Genomic DNA, 16,745 nt, shown 5'->3' on the forward strand with positions numbered 1-16,745 from the left:
GCCGGACCCCCGCCCCCTCACGTCATCTCGGAGAAGCGCTCCACCTTCTCGCGCTGCCCGGAGACGATGATGACGTCCCCGCTCTGCACGACCGTCTCGGCGGTCGCGTAGGTGAAGGCCTCGCCGGGTCGCTTCACGCCCACGACGGTCACGCCGTAGGACTTGCGGATGTCCGAGTCCGCCAGCGCGCGCCCCGTCATCCGCTTCGGCGGCTGCGTCTTGGCGAAGGCGTAGCCGTCGTCGATCTCGATGTAGTCCATCATCCGCCCGCGCACGAGGTGGGCCACGCGCTTGCCCATGTCGTGCTCGGGGCGGACGACGTGGTGCACGCCGACCTGGGACAGGATGCGCGCGTGCGCCTGGCTGATCGCCTTGGCCCACACGTGCTCCACGCCCAGGTTCAGCACCACCGAGGACGAGAGGATGCTCGCCTCCAGGTCGGTGCCCACGCCGATGACGGCGCGGTCGAAGTCCTGCACGCCCAGCTGCCGCATGGCCTCCTCGTTGGTGGAGTCGGCCTCCACGACGTGGGTGAGCCGCCCCGCGAGCGACTGCACGGTGCGCGGGTCGGAGTCGATGCCGAGCACCTCGGTGCCCTCCGCGACGAGCTCCAGCGCCAGCGACTTGCCGAAGCGTCCGAGCCCGATGACGACGACACCGCCGGTGTCGACGTCCTTGCGGTTCCAGAACTTGCTCGAGCTAGCCAATGATCGGCCTTCCTTCCGGGTTCTGGTACAGCCGCTGCCGCTCGCGCAGAGCGAGCGCGGAGACCAGCGTGATGGGCCCTAGTCTGCCCACGAACATGAGGATCACCAGCACCATCTCGCCCGCTGTGCCCAGCTGGCCCGTGATGCCGGTCGACAGCCCCACCGTGGCGAACGCCGAGGTGGTCTCGAAGAGCACCTGGTGGAGGCCGAAGGGCGTCATCTCGACGAGCGTCATGGTGCCCACGGCGACGAGCGCGACCGAGAGCAGCGCCACCGTGACGGCCTGGCGCATGGCGCGGTCGCCGATCCGCCGTCCGAACGCCTGGACGTCGGCCTCGCCCCGCACCTCCGCCCAGATGACGAAGAAGAGCAGCACGAAGGTGGTCACCTTGATGCCGCCCGCGGTGCCGGCCGAGCCGCCACCGATGAACATGAGGAAGACGGTGCCGACCAGCGTGCCCTCGCTGAGCTGGCCGATGTCGACGCTGTTGAAGCCCGCCGTCCGCGCCATCACCGAGGCGGTGAGCGAGGGCAGCACGCGGTCGTGCGCGGCCAGCGCCCCCAGCGTCTCGGGGTTGCGCCACTCGTTGGCCAGCACCAGCACGAACCCCGCCACCAGCAGCACCGGCGTCGCGGAGAGGACGATGCGGGTGTGCAGCGACCACTCGCGCGCGTGGCGGCGTCGCTTGAGCACCTCGAGGATCACCGGGAACCCCAGGCCACCGAGCACCACCGCGACGCACAGCGGCAGGCACACCCACCAGTCGGTGGCGAAGCCGACGAGGCTGTCGGACCACAGGGCGAAGCCGGCGTTGTTGAACGCCGAGACGGCGTGGAAGACCCCGAACCAGACGGCCCGGCCGAAGCCGTAGTCGTAGCCCAGCCAGAGCCGGGTGGTGAGGACGACGGCGGTGACCGCCTCGACCGCCAGGCTGGTCGCGGCGACGCCACGGAGCACGCTGCGCACGTCGCCCAGGCCGAGCGCCTTGGTCTCGGCCGCGGCGTTGAGCCGCGTGCGCAGACCCATCCGGCGCGAGACCAGCAGCGCGAGCAGCGAGGCCATCGTCATGATGCCGAAGCCGCCGACCTGGATCAGCAGCAGGATCACCGCATGGCCGAAGGGCGTCCAGTAGGCAGGCACGTCGACCGTCGAGAGACCGGTCACGCACACCGCCGAGGTGGAGGTGAACAGGGCCGTGACGAAGCCGGCGCCTCCCTCGCCGCTGCGCGAGACGGGCAGCATCAGGAGTGCGGTGCCGACCGCGATGGTCGCCGCGAACCCGGTCACCACGAGCTGTGCCGGGTGTCGGAACGCGCGCTGCGGGATCCGGGCCACGGGACGACGGTAGGGGATGCGGCTCACCCGATCAGCGGGCGGCCCTCCGGGTGCTGGTAGAGCCGCTGCCGCTCCCGCAGCGCCAGCGCCGAGACGAGGGTGACCGGGCCGAGCCGGCCGATGAACATGAGCAGCACGAGCACGACCTCGCCGGCGTCGCCCACCAGGGGCGTGATGCCGGTGGACAGGCCCACCGTGGCGAAGGCCGAGACCGCCTCGAACATCACCTGGTAGATGGGCAGGTCGGTGATCTCGACGAGCACGAACGTGCCGGTCACCGCCCCGGCCACCGACAGCAGCGCCACGGTCAGCGCCTGGCGGGTGGCGCGGTCGCCGATCCGGCGTCCGAACACGTGCACGTCCTTCTCGCCGCGCACCTCGGCGAGGATCACGAAGAACAGCAGCAGGAACGTGGTGACCTTGATGCCGCCGGCGGTCGAGGCCGACCCGCCACCGATGAACATCAGCACCGCGGAGACGAGCAGGCTGCCGTGGTGCATCTCCCCGGTCTCCACGGCGTTGAACCCGCCGCTGCGGGGCATGACGGCGTGGAAGAACCCCGGCAGGAACCGGTCGTGGACCGGCAGGGCGCCCAGCGTCGCGTCGTTGCGCCACTCGTTGGCCACCATGAAGATCGTGCCGAGGACGAGGAGCAGCACCGTGCCGGTGAGCGTGATCCGCGTGTGCAGCGACCACTGCCGCGGCCGCAGGAAGTGCCGCCGCAGCTCCAGCATCACCGGGAAGCCGATGCCGCCGAGGATGACGCCGCCGGCGATCGGCAGCAGCACCAGCGGGTCGGTGGCGAAGCCGACCACGGAGTTGTCGAAGAGCACGAAGCCCGCGTTGTTGAAGGCCGAGACCGCGTGGAAGACGCCCAGCCACACGGCCTGGCCGAAGGACTCGTCGTAGCCCAGCCAGAACCGCAGGGTCAGCATCACCGCGATGACCGCCTCGATCAGCAGCGAGATGCGGAGGACGCCCTTGACCACCGAGCGGACGTCGCCGAGGTCGACCGCCTTGTACTCGGCGGCGGCGCTGAGCCGCGTGCGCAGGCCCATCTTGCGGCTCACCAGCAGGCCGAGCAGCGACGCCGTGGTCATGATGCCGAAGCCGCCGACCTGGAAGAGCATCATGATCACCACGTGCCCGAACGCGGACCAGTAGCCGCCGGTGTCGACCACGACGAGGCCGGTCACGCACAGCGCGGAGGTCGCGGTGAACAGCGCCGTCGACCAGTCCGCGGAGGTGTCGGAGGCCGTTGCGACCGGCAGGCTCAGGAGCAGCGTCCCGATCCCCACGGCGACGGCGAAGGCCACCACCACGAGCTGCGCGGGGTGGCGGACGAGCTTGAAGGTCGCGCTGGGCACGCCCCGACGGTAGGCGACAACGCCCGATGTCGGAGCCTTCCCCTAGGTTCGTTCACGACACGAGCACACCCCGCCCACCACCTCGGGAGGCCCTCATGGCCGAGATCCTGCTGCTGCACCACGTCTGCGGACTCACGGAGGGGATGGAGGTGCTCGCCGGCCGCATGCGCGCGGCCGGCCACACCGTCCACGCCCCGGACCTGTTCGGCGGAGCCACGTTCCGCACCGTCGACGAGGGCGTGGCCTTCGTGAACACCCTCGGCGACGACGTCCTCACCTCACGGGTGGACGAGGCGGCGTCGGCGCTGCCCGCCGACATCGTCTACGCGGGCGTCTCGCTCGGCGTGATGAGCGCGCAGCGGCTGCTGGGCGCACGGCCGGGTGCTCGCGGTGCGCTCCTGTACGAGGCGTTCATCTCGCCGGAGTGGGCCGGGCCCTGGCCGGACGGGCTCCCCGCCCAGGTCCACGGCATGGAGCAGGACCCGTTCTTCGGGCTGGAGGGGGACCTGGCCGCGGCGCGGGAGGTGTCGGCCCAGCACCCCGAGGTGGAGGTCTTCACCTACCCCGGCTCGGTGCACCTGTTCAGCGACGCCTCGTTGGACAGCTACGCACCTGACGCCACTGAGCTGTTGCTCGAGCGCAGTCTCGCCTTCCTCGAGCGGGTGTGAGCCGGAAGCGGCCGGCCTCCCGACCGGAGTGACGGTGGCGGCGGCCGGGCTGTCCGGAGGGACGGGGCTGGTGCACTGGCACACCCCCAGGCTGCCACCCGAACCTGAGATTCGGCCAACGGGGGGCCGAACGACCCGCCTCGCGCCGGTCGGGACACCCCCTCAGCCGAGCAGGGTGGCCAGGTCGCGCTCGAGGTAGCGGCGGTGGGCCACGTGCTCTCGCAGGACGACGGCGACGCACTGGCGCGCCGTCCGCGTCTCCGGGCCCCAGTCCGGCGCCGGGAGGCCGGTGCGGTCGGTGCCAAGGTCGGCGTCGGTGAGGTCGCCCAGGGCCGCGTCGACGCGCCGCCCCGCGTCCTCGAAGGCCGTGCGCACCGCCGGCCAGGGCGCGCTGCCGAGCGGGTCGAGCCCGAGCGCGCGTGAGCCCTCGAGCGGGTAGTCCTCGGGCAGCAGGCCCAGCGGGTGGAACGGCGCCTCGGTCTCGGCCAGCATTCGTCCGATCCAGATGTCCACGGCCGCGACCAGGTGCCGCAGGGTCTGGGCGGCGGACCACTCGCCGCGCACCCGCTGCTCGCGCACCTCCGGCGAGGCCTGCTCGAGCCGCTCCAGGGTGCCCGCCCAGCCGATCCGCACGGCCGTCCAGGCGGCGGTGAGCTGCGCGACGGTGCCGTCGTCCTGGGCCTGGCGCACCGCGGCCCGCTCGGGGTACCGCCGGTCCAGCTCGGCCTCCACGAACGCGGTGACGTCCACCCCGTCGACCAGCACCGGCCCGTCGAAGCGTCCGGCGAAGGGCCAGACCTCCAGGCCGCCCACGAACGCCCCCACGACCCGCAGGCCCCGCAGGTCGGGCTCGACGAGCGTCGCGTCCGAGAGGTCGGGCTGGTGCAGCACCTGGCCGGAGAGGTCGAGTCCGTTCTCGCTCATGCGCCCAGCATCACCCGCGCCGGCGGCCGCCGGAAGGCCCGGACGCCCGGCGAGCGACCGGGCCGCCCGCTCAGCGCGGCACGAGCGGCTGGTCGGAGTCCACGATCACGCGGCCGAGCGGCAGAAGGGAGATCGGCACCATCTTGAACGAGCCGATGCCGAGCGGGATGCCGATGATCGTGACGCACAGGGCGATGCCGGTGGTGATGTGCCCGATGGCCAGCCAGAGGCCCGCGACCAGGAACCAGATGACGTTGCCGACCATCGTGAGGGTGTCCCCGAGCGGCCCGGAGTCGCGACGCACGGCCCGGCGGCCGAAGGGCCACAGGGCGTACACGGCGATCCGGAAGGAGGCGATGCCGAACGGGATGGTGACGATCAGCAGGCAGCACACGATGCCGGCGGCGATGTAGCCCAGCGCCATCCAGAACCCGGAGAGCACCAGCCACAGCAGATTGAGGATCAGCTTCACGCGGTGAAGCCTGGCAGACGGGCGGCGCCCTCACGACCCACCCGTGGGGGTCAGATCCCCTCCAGGGCCTCCGGGGACTCCGGCAGCACCTGGCCACCGTCCACCACGATCGTCTGACCGGTGATGAACCCCGCCTCGTCGGTGGCCAGGAACAGGGCGGCGTGCCCGATGTCGGCCACCGAGCCGAGCCGGCGCTGCGGGATGGAGGCGATCATGCCCGCCACGTAGTCCTCCCCCATGTCGGCCAGCCCCTCGGTGGCGATGTTGCCGGGCATCACCGCGTTGATGGTGATGCCCTGCGGCGCCAGCTCGATGGCCGCCGTCCGGATGAAGCCGAGCTGGGCGGCCTTGGAGGCGCCGTAGTGGCTCCAGCCCGGGTAGCCGGTGATCGGCCCGGTGATCGAGGAGGTGACCACGACCCGTCCGTGCCCGGAGGCCGCGAGTGCGGGGAGGCAGGCCTGCACGGCGAAGACGGTGCCGTGGAGGTTGGTGCCCATCACCTGGGCCAGGTCGGCCGGCGTCATCTCGGCGAGCGTGGCCGAGGGGAAGATGCCGGCGTTGGCGCACAGGACGTCGATGCCCCCGTGGCGAGCGACGACCATCTCGGCCAGGTCCTGGCACGAGCCCCGGTCGGCGACGTCGGCGGCGAACCACTCACAACTCAGGTCCTCGGCGGCCGCGGCCAGCGCCGCCTCGTCCCTGCCGGTGATGGTGACCTTCGCGCCCGCGGCGGCGAAGACGCCCGCGATGCCCTTGCCGATGCCCTTGCTGCCGCCCGTGACCACCACGGACCGACCCTCGACGGGGGTGAACATGCCTGCCTCCTGCGCTCGTGCCTACTCGCACCGGCATCTCACCAGCGCGCGGAGCCGCCTGGTGTCGCCGAAACCGAAAGGTCACCCTCAGTGGGCAGAGTTCACCGGGCGTTGACAGAGGCCGGCGGCCGCGCACAGTGGACCAGTCCGGTCCGCAGGTCCGTGGGTTTGTCGCACGCAACCGTGTGCGCTGTCGATGGGGCGGTGGACGAAGGAGATCACCGACATGGTCCTGCCCCACCGCGCCCCGGCACTCGTGCTGGCGCTCAGCCTGTCCTGCGGCCTGGCCGCCACCCTGGCAGCGGCACCCGCCGGTGCGGGCACCCCGAGCGTGCCCGGCACGGACGGCCCCGGAGCCGGTGGGACCGGGGAGGTCGGCCCCTCGGTCGTCGGCACCACGCTCTCCCGCCGCCAGGCCGAGCACCTGCTGCGCACCGACGACACGGTGCACCTGGACCGGCGCGGTCGCCTGTACGTGGTCGACCCCGTGCCGCCCGCCCCGCCCGCGGACGCCGTCGGCACGGGTGGGCCCTCCCCCGCCGCCCGGGCGAGCGTGGCGGCGCTGCTCGCCCCGGCCGGGGACACCTTCGCCCTGCACAGCCGCCCCGGCGCGGAGCGGACGATCTTCCTGGACGGGGACGGCACCACCCTCGGTGAGACCGCGTGGGGCCTGGCCCGCACGGGCGCGAACCACCCCGCGTGGGACCCGGCGGGCGACGGTGCCGGGTTCAGCGCCACCGACTTCGACGCGGTGCAGAAGGTGTGGGCCTCGGTGGCCGCCGACTTCGAGGCCTTCGACGTGGACGTGACCACGCAGGACCCGGGCAGCGACGCCCTCGTCCGTTCCTCGGCGAGCGACACCACCTACGGCATCCACGTCGTCATCGGCCCCTCCCCCGCCTGGGGCCCGCTGTGCAGCAGCGCCTGCGGCGGCGTGGCCTACGTCGGCACCTTCCCCGAGGTCGGCGGCAGCCACCAGCCCGCCTGGGTCTTCACCCAGGGCACCGGCAACAGCCCGAAGTCGGTGGCGGAGGCCGCCTCCCACGAGGTGGGCCACACGCTCGGCCTCGGGCACGACGGCACCCGCACCAGCGGCTACTACACCGGGCTGGGGCTGTGGGCACCGATCATGGGCGTGGGCTACTACCGACCCGTCACCCAGTGGAGCCGCGGCTCCTACTACGGCGCGACCAACCGTCAGGACGACGTCACCATCCTGCGCGCCGTGCTCGGCTCCCCGGTGGACGAGGCGGGCCCGACGTGGGCCCTGTCCGGCACGTTCCCCGAGAACGGCACCGCGCGGATCACCTCGATGCAGGACAAGGACGCGTTCGCGCTGGGCGCGTGCACGGTCGGCAGCAGCATCTCGGTCTCCCCCACCGCCTACGCCTCGAACCTCGACCTGGGCATCACGCTGCGCACCACGCGCGGGCTGCGGCTCACCGGCGCGTACCAGGTCACGACCGCCGGCGACGGCGTGACGGCCGCCGGCACCGGCGCCTCCGTGGTCGTGCCCGCCCCGGCGGCGACGAAGCCGCCGTGGGGCGACCTCGTCCTGGAGGTGACCGGCGCCGCCGAGAGCACGTGGTCACGAGGCGGCTACGACGCCTACGGGTCGATCGGGCAGTACGAGATCGACGCCCCCGGCTGCAACCTCGAGCCCCTGCGGCCCGCGCCGCCGGTCTCCGTGGCCGCTGCCGCCCGCTACGCCGACACCGCGGTGCTGACCTGGGAGCCCGGCACCGGCGGCGACCTGCTCACCACCGGCTACCGGGTCTCGGTCAACGGCGGCTCCTGGCGCTCGGTCTCCGCGCGGGCCGTCACGTTCACCGCCACCGGCCTGCGGCCGGGCGCGGAGAACACCGTCGCCATCCGCAGCGTCAACGGCGTCGTGCCGAGCGAGACCGTCGAGGTCACCGTGACCACGCCGCCGCTGGTGCCGCCGGGCGTGCCGGGCTCGGTCACGGTCGTGCCGGGCACGGGCCAGCTGGCCCTCTCCTGGGCCCGTCCGGCCGAGGACGGCGGCGCCCCGCTGCTCGGCTACGAGCTGCGCGTGGGCGGGCTGACCTACCGGCTCTCCTCCGGCGCGACCCGGATGACGGTCTACCGGCTCCTGCCCGGCACGCCCTACGCGATCACGCTGCGGGCCCGGAACAAGGCGGGCTACGGCGACGCGATCACCGGCACGGTGAGCACGCTGCCCTGAACCGTGCGGGCCTGAACGGGGGTGGGTGCGATCACTGGCAGCAGGTGCCAGCGATCGCACCCACGGCCCCTCGCACGGCACGACGGCCGCCCCGGAACCGGGGCGGCCGGCGGGGGCGGGGGCTGTCGGGGGGGAGCTGGCGGGAATCGAACCCGCGTCCTGTGGCGCTGGACCAGGTCTTCTCCGGGTGCAGTTCGTGCTGTCGATTTTCTCAGCCCCGGTGCTCGCACGAACACGTCACCGACAGGCTCAGTCAGGTTTGAGTCCCGGTCAGCCGCCCTGACAGCAACTGAACAGCAAGTCTCCTAGTCGACGCCAGGGTCCGGGACGGAGACGGATGCCCGGTCTGACGCTTCGATCACCGCTCAGGCGGCGAGAGCGAAGGAACTGCGCTTAGCGTTGGCAGTTATAGGTTTCCAGCGACTTTTACGAGATGGCGCTGGCTTCTCGACCCGCTTCCCCTGGAGACAACGTCCCCAGTCGAAACCGATCAGCCCCTCTTGAGTTGTACGCACCCAGTGTAACGGCCGTCGTCCACCCGTTTGTTCCCGGGCGTTGGCGCGCTCGGGTGCGGGTACCCGCAGGTCAGGACGTCAGCGGGCGATCCAGGCCCGCAGCGGCTCCACGCCCGGGCCGGTGAGCCCGTCGAGGCCCCGCGAGCGCCCGGTCAGCGCCAGCGCGACCCGGTGGGCCGGGCCCTCGACGCGGGGGCCGGTGCCGTGGGTCCAGTCGACGTCGGTGGTCGTGAGGGTGACCGCCGGGCGACGTCCGCGGGTGAACGCCCCGAGACGGGCCGGCGTGCCCACCAGGAACCCGAGCACGTGCGGCCACACGGCGGGGTCGTGGGCCACGTCCAGCCCGAGCGGCACCGCCATGTCGAGCGTGTGCACCCGCAGATCGGTCAGCGGCGCGAGCGGGCCGAGGCCGGGCGGGGCGAAGCGGTTGCCGCACCCGGTGCGCAGCCGGTCGGCCACGATCTCTGCGCCCTCGTCGTCCGGCAGCGCGGCCGCACGCTCCTTGACCAGCGCGTTCATCGCCTTGTCGTAGGAGAACCAGTGCGTGGCCACGGCCAGCGCCAGGTCGGGCACCGAGATGGTCATGGGGGCGGTCAGGTGCACCGCCACCTGGCCCACGGTCCACGCCCGGCACAGGGACGGGGTGCTCCACTGCGCAGGCGTCAGCGACTGCACCAGGTCCGCCACGTACCGCCGCTCGCGCGCGACGGCGCTCCAGGTCTGCTCGGTCGTCAGCGGCAGGGGTGCAGAGACCGGCTCGGGGGTGCGCTCGGGGTCCACGGGCACCGATGATCCCAGGAACCGCTCGTCGGTGCGGCCCTGTCCACCGGTTTCCCCCAGGAGGGGCCGGCTCTCGTCAGTCCGCGTGGCCCTTGAGCCGGCGGCCGACGGCGATCTCGGTCTCGCGCTTGGCGGTGCGCTCGGCGATGGCCTGGCGCTTGTCCCAGCTCTTCTTGCCTCGGGCGGTGGCGATCTCGATCTTGGCGCGGCCGTTGACGAAGTACAGGGCCAGCGGCACGACCGTGAGCCCCTTCTCGGCCACGCGGCGCTCGATCTTGTCGATCTCCGCCTTGTGCAGCAGCAGCTTGCGCTTGCGGCGGGCGGAGTGGTTCGTCCAGGTGCCCTGGAGGTACTCGGGGATGTGCACGCCGTGCAGCCAGGCCTCCCCGCGATCGATGTCGATGAACCCGTCGACCAGCGAGGCGCGCCCCTCGCGCAGCGACTTCACCTCGGTGCCCATGAGCACCAGACCGGCCTCGTAGGTGTCCTCGATGGCGTAGTCGTGTCGCGCCTTCTTGTTCTGCGCGATCATCTTGGTGCCCTGCTCCTTCGCCATGCCCCCAGTCTCCCTGATCAGGTCAACCGCATTCACATCCGGCAGGCGGGCCGGTGCAGGACGAGGCTCAGGAGAGCCAGTTCATCGGGTCCACGGCGGTGCCGTCGACCAGCACCGTGAAGTGCAGGTGGCAGCCGGTGGACCAGCCAGTGGTGCCGGCGCGGCCCACGACGTTGCCGCGCTGGACGTAGTCGCCCACGTCGTAGCGGTAGCCCTGGGCGTGGTTGTAGACGACGGTCAGCGACCGGCCGTTGACCTTGCCCAGCGAGAGGTAGAGGCGGTTGCCGTAGACCGAGGAGTAGTACTTGGCGATCACGGTGCCCGAGCCCGCGGCCCGCATGGGCTCGCCGCAGTAGACGCCGAAGTCGGTGCCGTCGTGCAGGCCCCAGTACCCGTAGATCGGGTGGATGCGGTAGCCGAACGGGGAGGTGACGGCGCCGGGCACCGGACGGGTCAGGTAGCCGGACGCCCTGGCCCGCACGTTCGTGCCGGAGCGCTGCGCGGCCCGCTCGATGCGGCCCTGGAGCCGACGCTCGCGGGCCTTGAGCCGGCGCAGGGTCCGCAGGTCACGCTGCTTGACCGTGGCGGCCCGCTGCTTCGCGCTGATCCGCGCGGAGACGGTGGAGGCCACCCGGTCCCGGGCGGCCTCGGCCTGGGCCTCGAGGGAGGTGACGGTGGAGAGGTGGTCGGCGGCGGCCTCGCGCTGGGCGGCGACCTCCTCGCGGGCGGCGGAGACCTGCTCCTCGCGGACGCCGAGCAGCACCGCGGCGGCGTCGAGCTCGTCGTACATCCGGGTCTGGTGGCCGACCATCGCCTCGGCGGCGGCCTGCTGGCGCGCCACGTCCTCGGCGCTGCCGTCGGTGAGCAGACCCATGATCGCGTCGAGCTCGGCCGGGCCGTCGAGGTAGGAGTCGATCATCGAGTCCTTGACCTGGTCCTGCTGGCGGGCGAGGTCGCGGACGCCGGAGGCCAGGTCGGTGCGGGCCCGGTTGAGCCGGGCCTCGGCGGCGTCGAGCCGGTCCTGCATGAGGGCGTCGCGCGAGCGCGCGTCACGCAGCTTGTCGCGGACGACGGTGAGCTCGGCGCGCGCCTCGTTGAGCGCGGCCCGGGCCCGGTCGAGCTGGTTGACCGCCCGGCGCAGGCCGCTGGAGGCCTCCTCCAGGTCGTCCTCGGCCCCGTCGATCTTCTTGCCGACGTCCTTCTTCTTCTTCTTGAGCTCGTCGGAGTCGGCCGCGGAGACGAGGCCCGCGGGGGCGGCGCTGGCCGCCTGTCCGGTCACGACGGCCGCGGTGCCACTGACGGCACCGGAGCCCACGACTCCGAGCGCCAGGGCCCCGGCCGTGAGGGCCGCGGCGAGGCGCTGTCGGCTGGCGCTGGGGAAGAAGCGCACCGGGTGTCCTGCCTGTTCGAGGGTGGTACGTGCTGCGATGCGTCGCATGGTGCTCATGTGACGCATCGGCAGCGACGGTACGCGCCCGGAGTCAGACCTTGAGGTATTTCGACGTGAGCAGGAGTGTCGGGACGAGGCTGAGCACGGGGCCGAGGATCGCGACGACGATCGAGGCGAAGGCCCAGTCCTCCCAGCCGATCCACGGGATGAAGCCCAGGTACTGGCTGAAGACCCGCTGCACGCCGAAGAACATGAAGCCGGCCAGGGTGCCGACGGCGAGGCCGACCGCGACCAGCGTCGTGACCAGCACCTCCAGCAGGAACGGCAGCGCGATGTAGGCGCCGGAGGCACCCACCAGGCGCATGATGCCGATCTCCTTGCGGCGGGCGAACGCGGTCAGTCGGATGGTGTTCGCGACCAGCAGCAGCGCCGCGATGATGAGCGCGACGGCGATGGCCAGCGAGCCCACCTGCATGCCGCTCATGATCTTCAGCAGCGGGTTGATGGTCTGGCGCTGGTCGCGCACCGACGACACCCCGTCCAGACCGGCGACGGCGCTGGTGACCGCCTCGAACTGGTCCGGCGACTTCAGCGTGACCCAGATCGACTCCGGCATGTCGTCCTCGGTGAGGACCGCGTTCTCGCCCTCGAAGCGGTCGGCGTCGTCGGAGTAGAGCTCCTTGACCTTCTCGAACGCCTCGGCCTTGGACTCCAGCTCCCACGAGTCGACCTGCGCACTGTCGTCGAGCACCTGCCCGATCGCGCGCTTCTCCTCGTTGCTGACCTCGCCGAGGCAGCGGGCGTTGGAGTCGTCCGCGCGGCACAGGTAGACGGTGATCTGGAGCTCGCTGCCCCACTGGTCGACGGTCTTCTCCGCCTGGCTGCGGACCATCAGCGCGGTGCCGACCATCGTGAGCGAGACGAAGAGCGTGAGGATCACGGCCAGGTGCATCGACGTGTTGCGTCGCAGGCCCTGGCCGAGGTTCGAGAGGACGTAGCGCATGGCGGGAGGAGTGCCCTTTCAGTGCTGCGCGGGCGGGGAGACGTGCGGGAGGGGAGGCGGGGACGTCAGTGCTGGAAGCCGTAGACGCCGCGGTCCTGGTCGCGGACGACCTGGCCGTGCTCGAGCTCGACGACGCGCTTGCGCATCTGGTCGACGATCCCGTGGTCGTGGGTGGCCATCAGCACGGTGGTGCCGGTCCGGTTGATCCGGTCCAGCAGCTTCATGATGCCGACGGTGGTGCCGGGGTCGAGGTTGCCGGTGGGCTCGTCGGCCACCAGGATCATCGGCCGCGTCACGAAGGCGCGTGCGACGGCGACGCGCTGCTGCTCGCCGCCGGAGAGCTCGTCGGGCATCCGGTCGGCCTTGCCGTCCAGGCCGACCATCTCCAGCGTCTCGGGGACGCGGGAGCGGATCTCCTTGGGCGAGTAGCCGGTGACCTGGAGGGCGAACGCGACGTTCTCGGCGACGGTCTTGTTCGGCAGCAGCCGGAAGTCCTGGAACACGGTGCCGATCTGGCGGCGCAGCCGCGGGACCTTCCAGCCGGCGAGCCGGTTGATCTCCTTGCCGGCCACGTAGACACGACCGGACGTGGGCCGCGCCTCGCGCAGCACGAGCCGGAGCGCCGTGGACTTGCCGGAGCCGGAGGCGCCGACGAGGAACACGAACTCGCCCTTCTCGACGTCGATCGAGACCTGGTCGAGCGCGGGGGCGCCCCCGCCCGGGTAGGACTTGGAGACCTTCTCGAAGCGGATCACCCGAAGGAGGTTACGCGGACCACCTGAGCGTCCCCGGCATCCGCACGCGTGGCGCGCATCCGTACCCTCCCTCACATGCGTGCCCGGCTCCCCCGCCCCGTCAGCCTCGTCCTGGCGGCCTGCGTGCTTCTGGGGGGAACGCTCACCGCGTGCACCTCCGGCGGCACCACGGACGACGGCGGGGCAGCCGTGCCCGGCGAGACGGTCTCCGCCTCCGACCTCGTCCCCTCCCCCTCGTCCGTGGCGGGGCTCTCGGCGCAGCAGCCCGACCTGGTGCTCGAGCGGGCGTCGTTCTGCGACCAGGTGCCGGACGCCGCCGTGCTCGCGGCCCTGGGCCGCCGCGAGGGCGGGCGGGTGCCCAGCCTGGCGCAGTGGGACGACGGCGACACCACCGTGCTCACCCAGGGGCTGGCCGAGGGCACCAGCGACGTCGCGCACGAGTACGGCTGCCGCTGGACCACCGGCCGCGGCGCCGCGGTGGTGCCCGGCGTCCAGGCGTGGGTCTACGCGCCGGCGGTCGGCACCGGGCGGGCCCGGAGCCTGGCGCGGGGGCTGGCCGACTCCGTCTCCGGCGACGGGGTGACCTGCCAGGAGCGCGCCGACGCCGACGTGCTGGGCACGGTCGGCGCCACCGCCGTGTGCTCCTCGGACGCCGGCCGGGCCGTCGTCCGGGCCGGCCTGCTCGGCGAGGCGTGGCTGACCTGCACCGTGACCGCGCGCAGCGACGTGGCCACGGGAGCCCTCCTGCGCCGCTCGGACGCCTGGTGCGCCGCGGTGGCGCTCGCCGGCGCCGCGGACTGATCCTGACCTGCACGGACAACGTCGGCGACGGGTATCGACAAGAGTCGGTGAAGACCGTCTCCACCGGCCACGCGCGGCCCTAGCCTGCCGAGGTGGACTCCCCCCGCTCGCTCCGCCGTCCTCGTCGGGCCCGCCTGCTCGCGCTCGCCGCCGCGACGGTGGCCGCCTCAGCCCTCGCCGCACCCGTGGCCGGGCCCCTGGCGCCGGCGCGGGCCGCGGACGAGCCCGCCTCCGACCTCACCGTGGTCGACGCCGACCTGCTCCCCGCACCGGCTCGCGGCGCGCGGGCGGTGCGGCTGCTGGGCGAGGACCTGGGCACCGCGGCAGCGCTCAACGACCTGACCGGCCGGGCGCTGGCCGAGGTGCTGCGCGAGGACCCCACGGCCTGGCTGGACCCCACGGGCCGGCTGTTCTACCGCGACGAGCTGGCCGCGGACCGCGACCAGGCCTCCCCGCAGGCCACGGCGGCCGACCTGATCGTCCCGGCCGAGGACACCTTCACGCTGCACTCGCTGCCGGGCGCGCAGCGCACGATCTTCATCGACTTCGACGGCGGCACCGTCTCGGGCACGGCCTGGAACGCGTGGAAGCTGACCACCACCAGCGTCCTCGGGTTCTCCTACGACGCCGACTACTCGACCTTCAGCACCGCCGAGCGGGCGCTGATCCAGCAGGTGTGGCAGCAGGTCGCCGAGGACTTCGCGCCGTTCGCCGTGGACGTGACGACGCAGGACCCGGGGGCGGCGGCGCTGACCCGCTCCGGCTCCGGCGACCAGGTCTACGGCGCGCACGCCATGGTCACCGACGACCTGGTCGCGCACGCCGCGCTGTGCGTGAGCAGCGGCTGCACCGGCATCGCCTACGTCGACGTCTTCGACGACACCAGCAGCGCCTACTACTCCCCTGCCTGGGCGTTCACCGGCTACTACGACGACGTGGAGACCATCACCGGCACCGTCAGCCACGAGGTCGGCCACAACCTGGGGCTCTCCCACGACGGGGTCTCCGGCGGCACGGCCTACTACGGCGGCCAGGGCATCTGGGGGCCGATCATGGGCTCGACGTGGCGCCCGCTGGTGCAGTGGAGCAAGGGCGAGTACCCGAGCCCCAGCAACACCGAGGACGACCTGTCACTGATCGCCGCCAACGGCGCCCCGCGGCGCACCGACGACGTGGGCGACACGGTGGCCGCCGCGTCCGCGGCCGCGCTGCCGGCGTCCGGGGTGATCGGCACGCCCACCGACGTCGACGTCTTCTCCCTCGGCACCTGCACCGGCGAGGTCACCGTGAGCGCCGCGACCGCCGAGACCAGCCCGAACCTCGACCTCGAGCTGCAGGTGCTGGACGCCGGCGGCGCCACCCTGGCCACGGCCGACCCGGCCTCCGCGGCCGGCGACGGCGTCACCGCCTCGGGCACCGGCGCCGCGGCCACGGTGAGCGTCGTCGACGAGCCCCTGTTCGCGCGCCTCGACGGCGTCGGCAACGGCAGCTGGGCCGCCGGCGGCTACGGCGACTACGGCTCGCTCGGCGGCTACACGCTCGCGGTCTCCGGCTGCGAGACCTCCTCCCCCACGGCCCCCGGCACGCCCACCGACGTGAGCGCCACGGCCACCGGCACGACAACGGCGACCATCTCCTGGGCGGCACCGGCCTCCGACGGCGGCAGCGCACTGACCGGCTACGTGGTCAGCCTCGACGGCGCCGACGTCGCGACGGTGTCCGCCGGCACGACCAGCCGGGCGCTGACCGGCCTGTCCGCGGGCACCACGTACACGGTGGGCGTGCGCGCCACCAACGCGGTCGGGGCCTCCCCCGTCGCCACCACCGGTCTCACCACGGACGCCGGCACGGCCACCGTGCCGGACGCCCCGAGCGACCTGGTGCTGACCTGGGACGCGGACGCGGGCCTGCTGCTGCTCGCCTTCGCCGAGCCCGCCTCCGACGGGGGCGCCCCCGTCGAGGCCTACCGGGTCTACGAGTCCGGTGGGCTCATCGGCACCGTCTCGAGCGGAGCCGGTGGCGCCATCTCCGGGTTCGCCCCCGGCGACGTGGCCGTGATCGCGGTGACGGCGCTCAACAACGTCGGTGAGTCCGCTGCCGCGTCCGCGACTCTGGTGATCCCCCGCGCCGCCACTACACCGGGGCGTCCGCGCATCGGCGCCGCCTCGTCCGGGCGTCGGGGCGGGGCGATCACGGCCGTGGCGCGGTGGAGCGCCCCGTCCTCCGACGGCGGCGCGGCGCTGACCGGCTACCGCGTGGTGGCGCGGAAGTGGGACGCGGCCGGCCGGGTGGTGCAGGTGCGACGCGTGGACGTGGCGGCGTCGGCGACCCGCCAGGCCCTGCGGCTCACGCGGGGCCGGTGGTCCTTCCGCGTGCAGGCGCGCAACACCGAGGGCCTCTCACGACCCTCGGCCGCCTCGAGCGTGGTGCGGGCGCGCTGAGCCCCCGCC

Annotated in this window: 15 protein-coding genes and 1 other RNA gene; 4 read left to right on the plus strand and 12 right to left on the minus strand. The window is 72.9% G+C overall.

The genetic code is table 11. The annotated features are described in order from the left end of the window. Nucleotides 1–17: 17 nt before the first annotated feature. The 3 genes from M8330_RS09295 to M8330_RS09305 are packed head-to-tail and all read right to left on the minus strand — an operon-like array spanning nt 18 to nt 3,410. Entirely contained in the window at nt 18–707 is a 690-nt protein-coding gene (locus tag M8330_RS09295; protein WP_250827095.1) for a potassium channel family protein, read from the minus strand. After that, complete coding sequence (locus M8330_RS09300) at nt 700–2,043, minus strand: TrkH family potassium uptake protein (RefSeq protein ID WP_250827096.1); 1,344 nt, start codon at nt 2,041–2,043, stop codon at nt 700–702. The genes M8330_RS09295 and M8330_RS09300 overlap by 8 nt, the downstream gene beginning before the upstream one ends. Nucleotides 2,044–2,066: 23 nt before the next feature. Continuing rightward, entirely contained in the window at nt 2,067–3,410 is a 1,344-nt protein-coding gene (locus M8330_RS09305; RefSeq protein ID WP_250054062.1) for a TrkH family potassium uptake protein, read from the minus strand. Between the two features lie 95 nt (nt 3,411–3,505). Here M8330_RS09305 and M8330_RS09310 point away from each other — a divergent pair, with 95 nt between their 5' ends. Next, complete coding sequence (locus tag M8330_RS09310; RefSeq protein WP_250827097.1) at nt 3,506–4,078, plus strand: dienelactone hydrolase family protein; 573 nt, start codon at nt 3,506–3,508, stop codon at nt 4,076–4,078. Between the two features lie 162 nt (nt 4,079–4,240). On the opposite strand, the gene M8330_RS09315 is transcribed toward M8330_RS09310, so the two are convergent. The 3 genes from M8330_RS09315 to fabG all read right to left on the minus strand — a co-directional run bounded on the left by M8330_RS09315 (nt 4,241) and on the right by fabG (nt 6,289). Continuing rightward, nucleotides 4,241–5,002, minus strand: a complete 762-nt coding sequence (locus M8330_RS09315; RefSeq protein ID WP_250827098.1) for a DinB family protein — start codon at nt 5,000–5,002, stop codon at nt 4,241–4,243. Between the two features lie 70 nt (nt 5,003–5,072). After that, complete coding sequence (locus M8330_RS09320) at nt 5,073–5,474, minus strand: YccF domain-containing protein (RefSeq protein ID WP_250054068.1); 402 nt, start codon at nt 5,472–5,474, stop codon at nt 5,073–5,075. Nucleotides 5,475–5,524: 50 nt separating this feature from the next. Continuing rightward, on the minus strand, nt 5,525–6,289 hold the full coding sequence (fabG, locus tag M8330_RS09325) for a 3-oxoacyl-ACP reductase FabG (protein WP_250827099.1): 765 nt from the start codon (nt 6,287–6,289) through the stop codon (nt 5,525–5,527). 226 nt (nt 6,290–6,515) lie between these two features. On the opposite strand from fabG, the gene M8330_RS09330 reads away from it, so the two are divergent. Continuing rightward, on the plus strand, nt 6,516–8,495 hold the full coding sequence (locus M8330_RS09330) for a fibronectin type III domain-containing protein (protein WP_250827100.1): 1,980 nt from the start codon (nt 6,516–6,518) through the stop codon (nt 8,493–8,495). A 128-nt stretch (nt 8,496–8,623) separates the two neighbouring features. Here the strand turns inward: M8330_RS09330 and ssrA are convergent. The 6 genes from ssrA to ftsE all read right to left on the minus strand — a co-directional run bounded on the left by ssrA (nt 8,624) and on the right by ftsE (nt 13,494). Continuing rightward, nucleotides 8,624–8,993, minus strand: a transfer-messenger RNA (tmRNA) gene (gene ssrA, locus M8330_RS09335). Nucleotides 8,994–9,088: 95 nt separating this feature from the next. After that, nucleotides 9,089–9,796 (minus strand): maleylpyruvate isomerase family mycothiol-dependent enzyme, encoded by a 708-nt coding sequence (locus M8330_RS09340; RefSeq protein WP_250054075.1) that lies wholly within the window; start codon nt 9,794–9,796, stop codon nt 9,089–9,091. Between the two features lie 70 nt (nt 9,797–9,866). After that, nucleotides 9,867–10,346 carry an SsrA-binding protein SmpB gene (gene smpB / locus M8330_RS09345; protein WP_250054077.1) on the minus strand — a complete coding sequence of 160 codons (480 nt, stop codon included), beginning with the start codon at nt 10,344–10,346 and terminating at the stop codon, nt 9,867–9,869. A 67-nt stretch (nt 10,347–10,413) separates the two neighbouring features. Continuing rightward, nucleotides 10,414–11,793: a peptidoglycan DD-metalloendopeptidase family protein gene (locus M8330_RS09350; RefSeq protein WP_250827101.1), complete on the minus strand. Its 1,380-nt coding sequence runs from the start codon at nt 11,791–11,793 to the stop codon at nt 10,414–10,416. A 34-nt stretch (nt 11,794–11,827) separates the two neighbouring features. Next, nucleotides 11,828–12,739, minus strand: a complete 912-nt coding sequence (ftsX, locus tag M8330_RS09355) for a permease-like cell division protein FtsX (protein ID WP_250054081.1) — start codon at nt 12,737–12,739, stop codon at nt 11,828–11,830. Between the two features lie 65 nt (nt 12,740–12,804). Beyond that, nucleotides 12,805–13,494 carry a cell division ATP-binding protein FtsE gene (gene ftsE / locus M8330_RS09360; RefSeq protein ID WP_250054083.1) on the minus strand — a complete coding sequence of 230 codons (690 nt, stop codon included), beginning with the start codon at nt 13,492–13,494 and terminating at the stop codon, nt 12,805–12,807. Nucleotides 13,495–13,569: 75 nt separating this feature from the next. On the opposite strand from ftsE, the gene M8330_RS09365 reads away from it, so the two are divergent. Beyond that, a complete protein-coding gene (locus M8330_RS09365) occupies nt 13,570–14,295 on the plus strand; it encodes a hypothetical protein (RefSeq protein WP_250827102.1) in 726 nt (241 codons plus the stop codon). A gap of 92 nt (nt 14,296–14,387) precedes the next feature. Then, nucleotides 14,388–16,736 carry a fibronectin type III domain-containing protein gene (locus tag M8330_RS09370; protein WP_250827103.1) on the plus strand — a complete coding sequence of 783 codons (2,349 nt, stop codon included), beginning with the start codon at nt 14,388–14,390 and terminating at the stop codon, nt 16,734–16,736. Nucleotides 16,737–16,745 lie beyond the last annotated feature (9 nt).

The organism is Nocardioides bruguierae, assembly GCF_023656415.1.
GTDB classification, from domain to species: domain Bacteria; phylum Actinomycetota; class Actinomycetes; order Propionibacteriales; family Nocardioidaceae; genus Nocardioides; species Nocardioides bruguierae.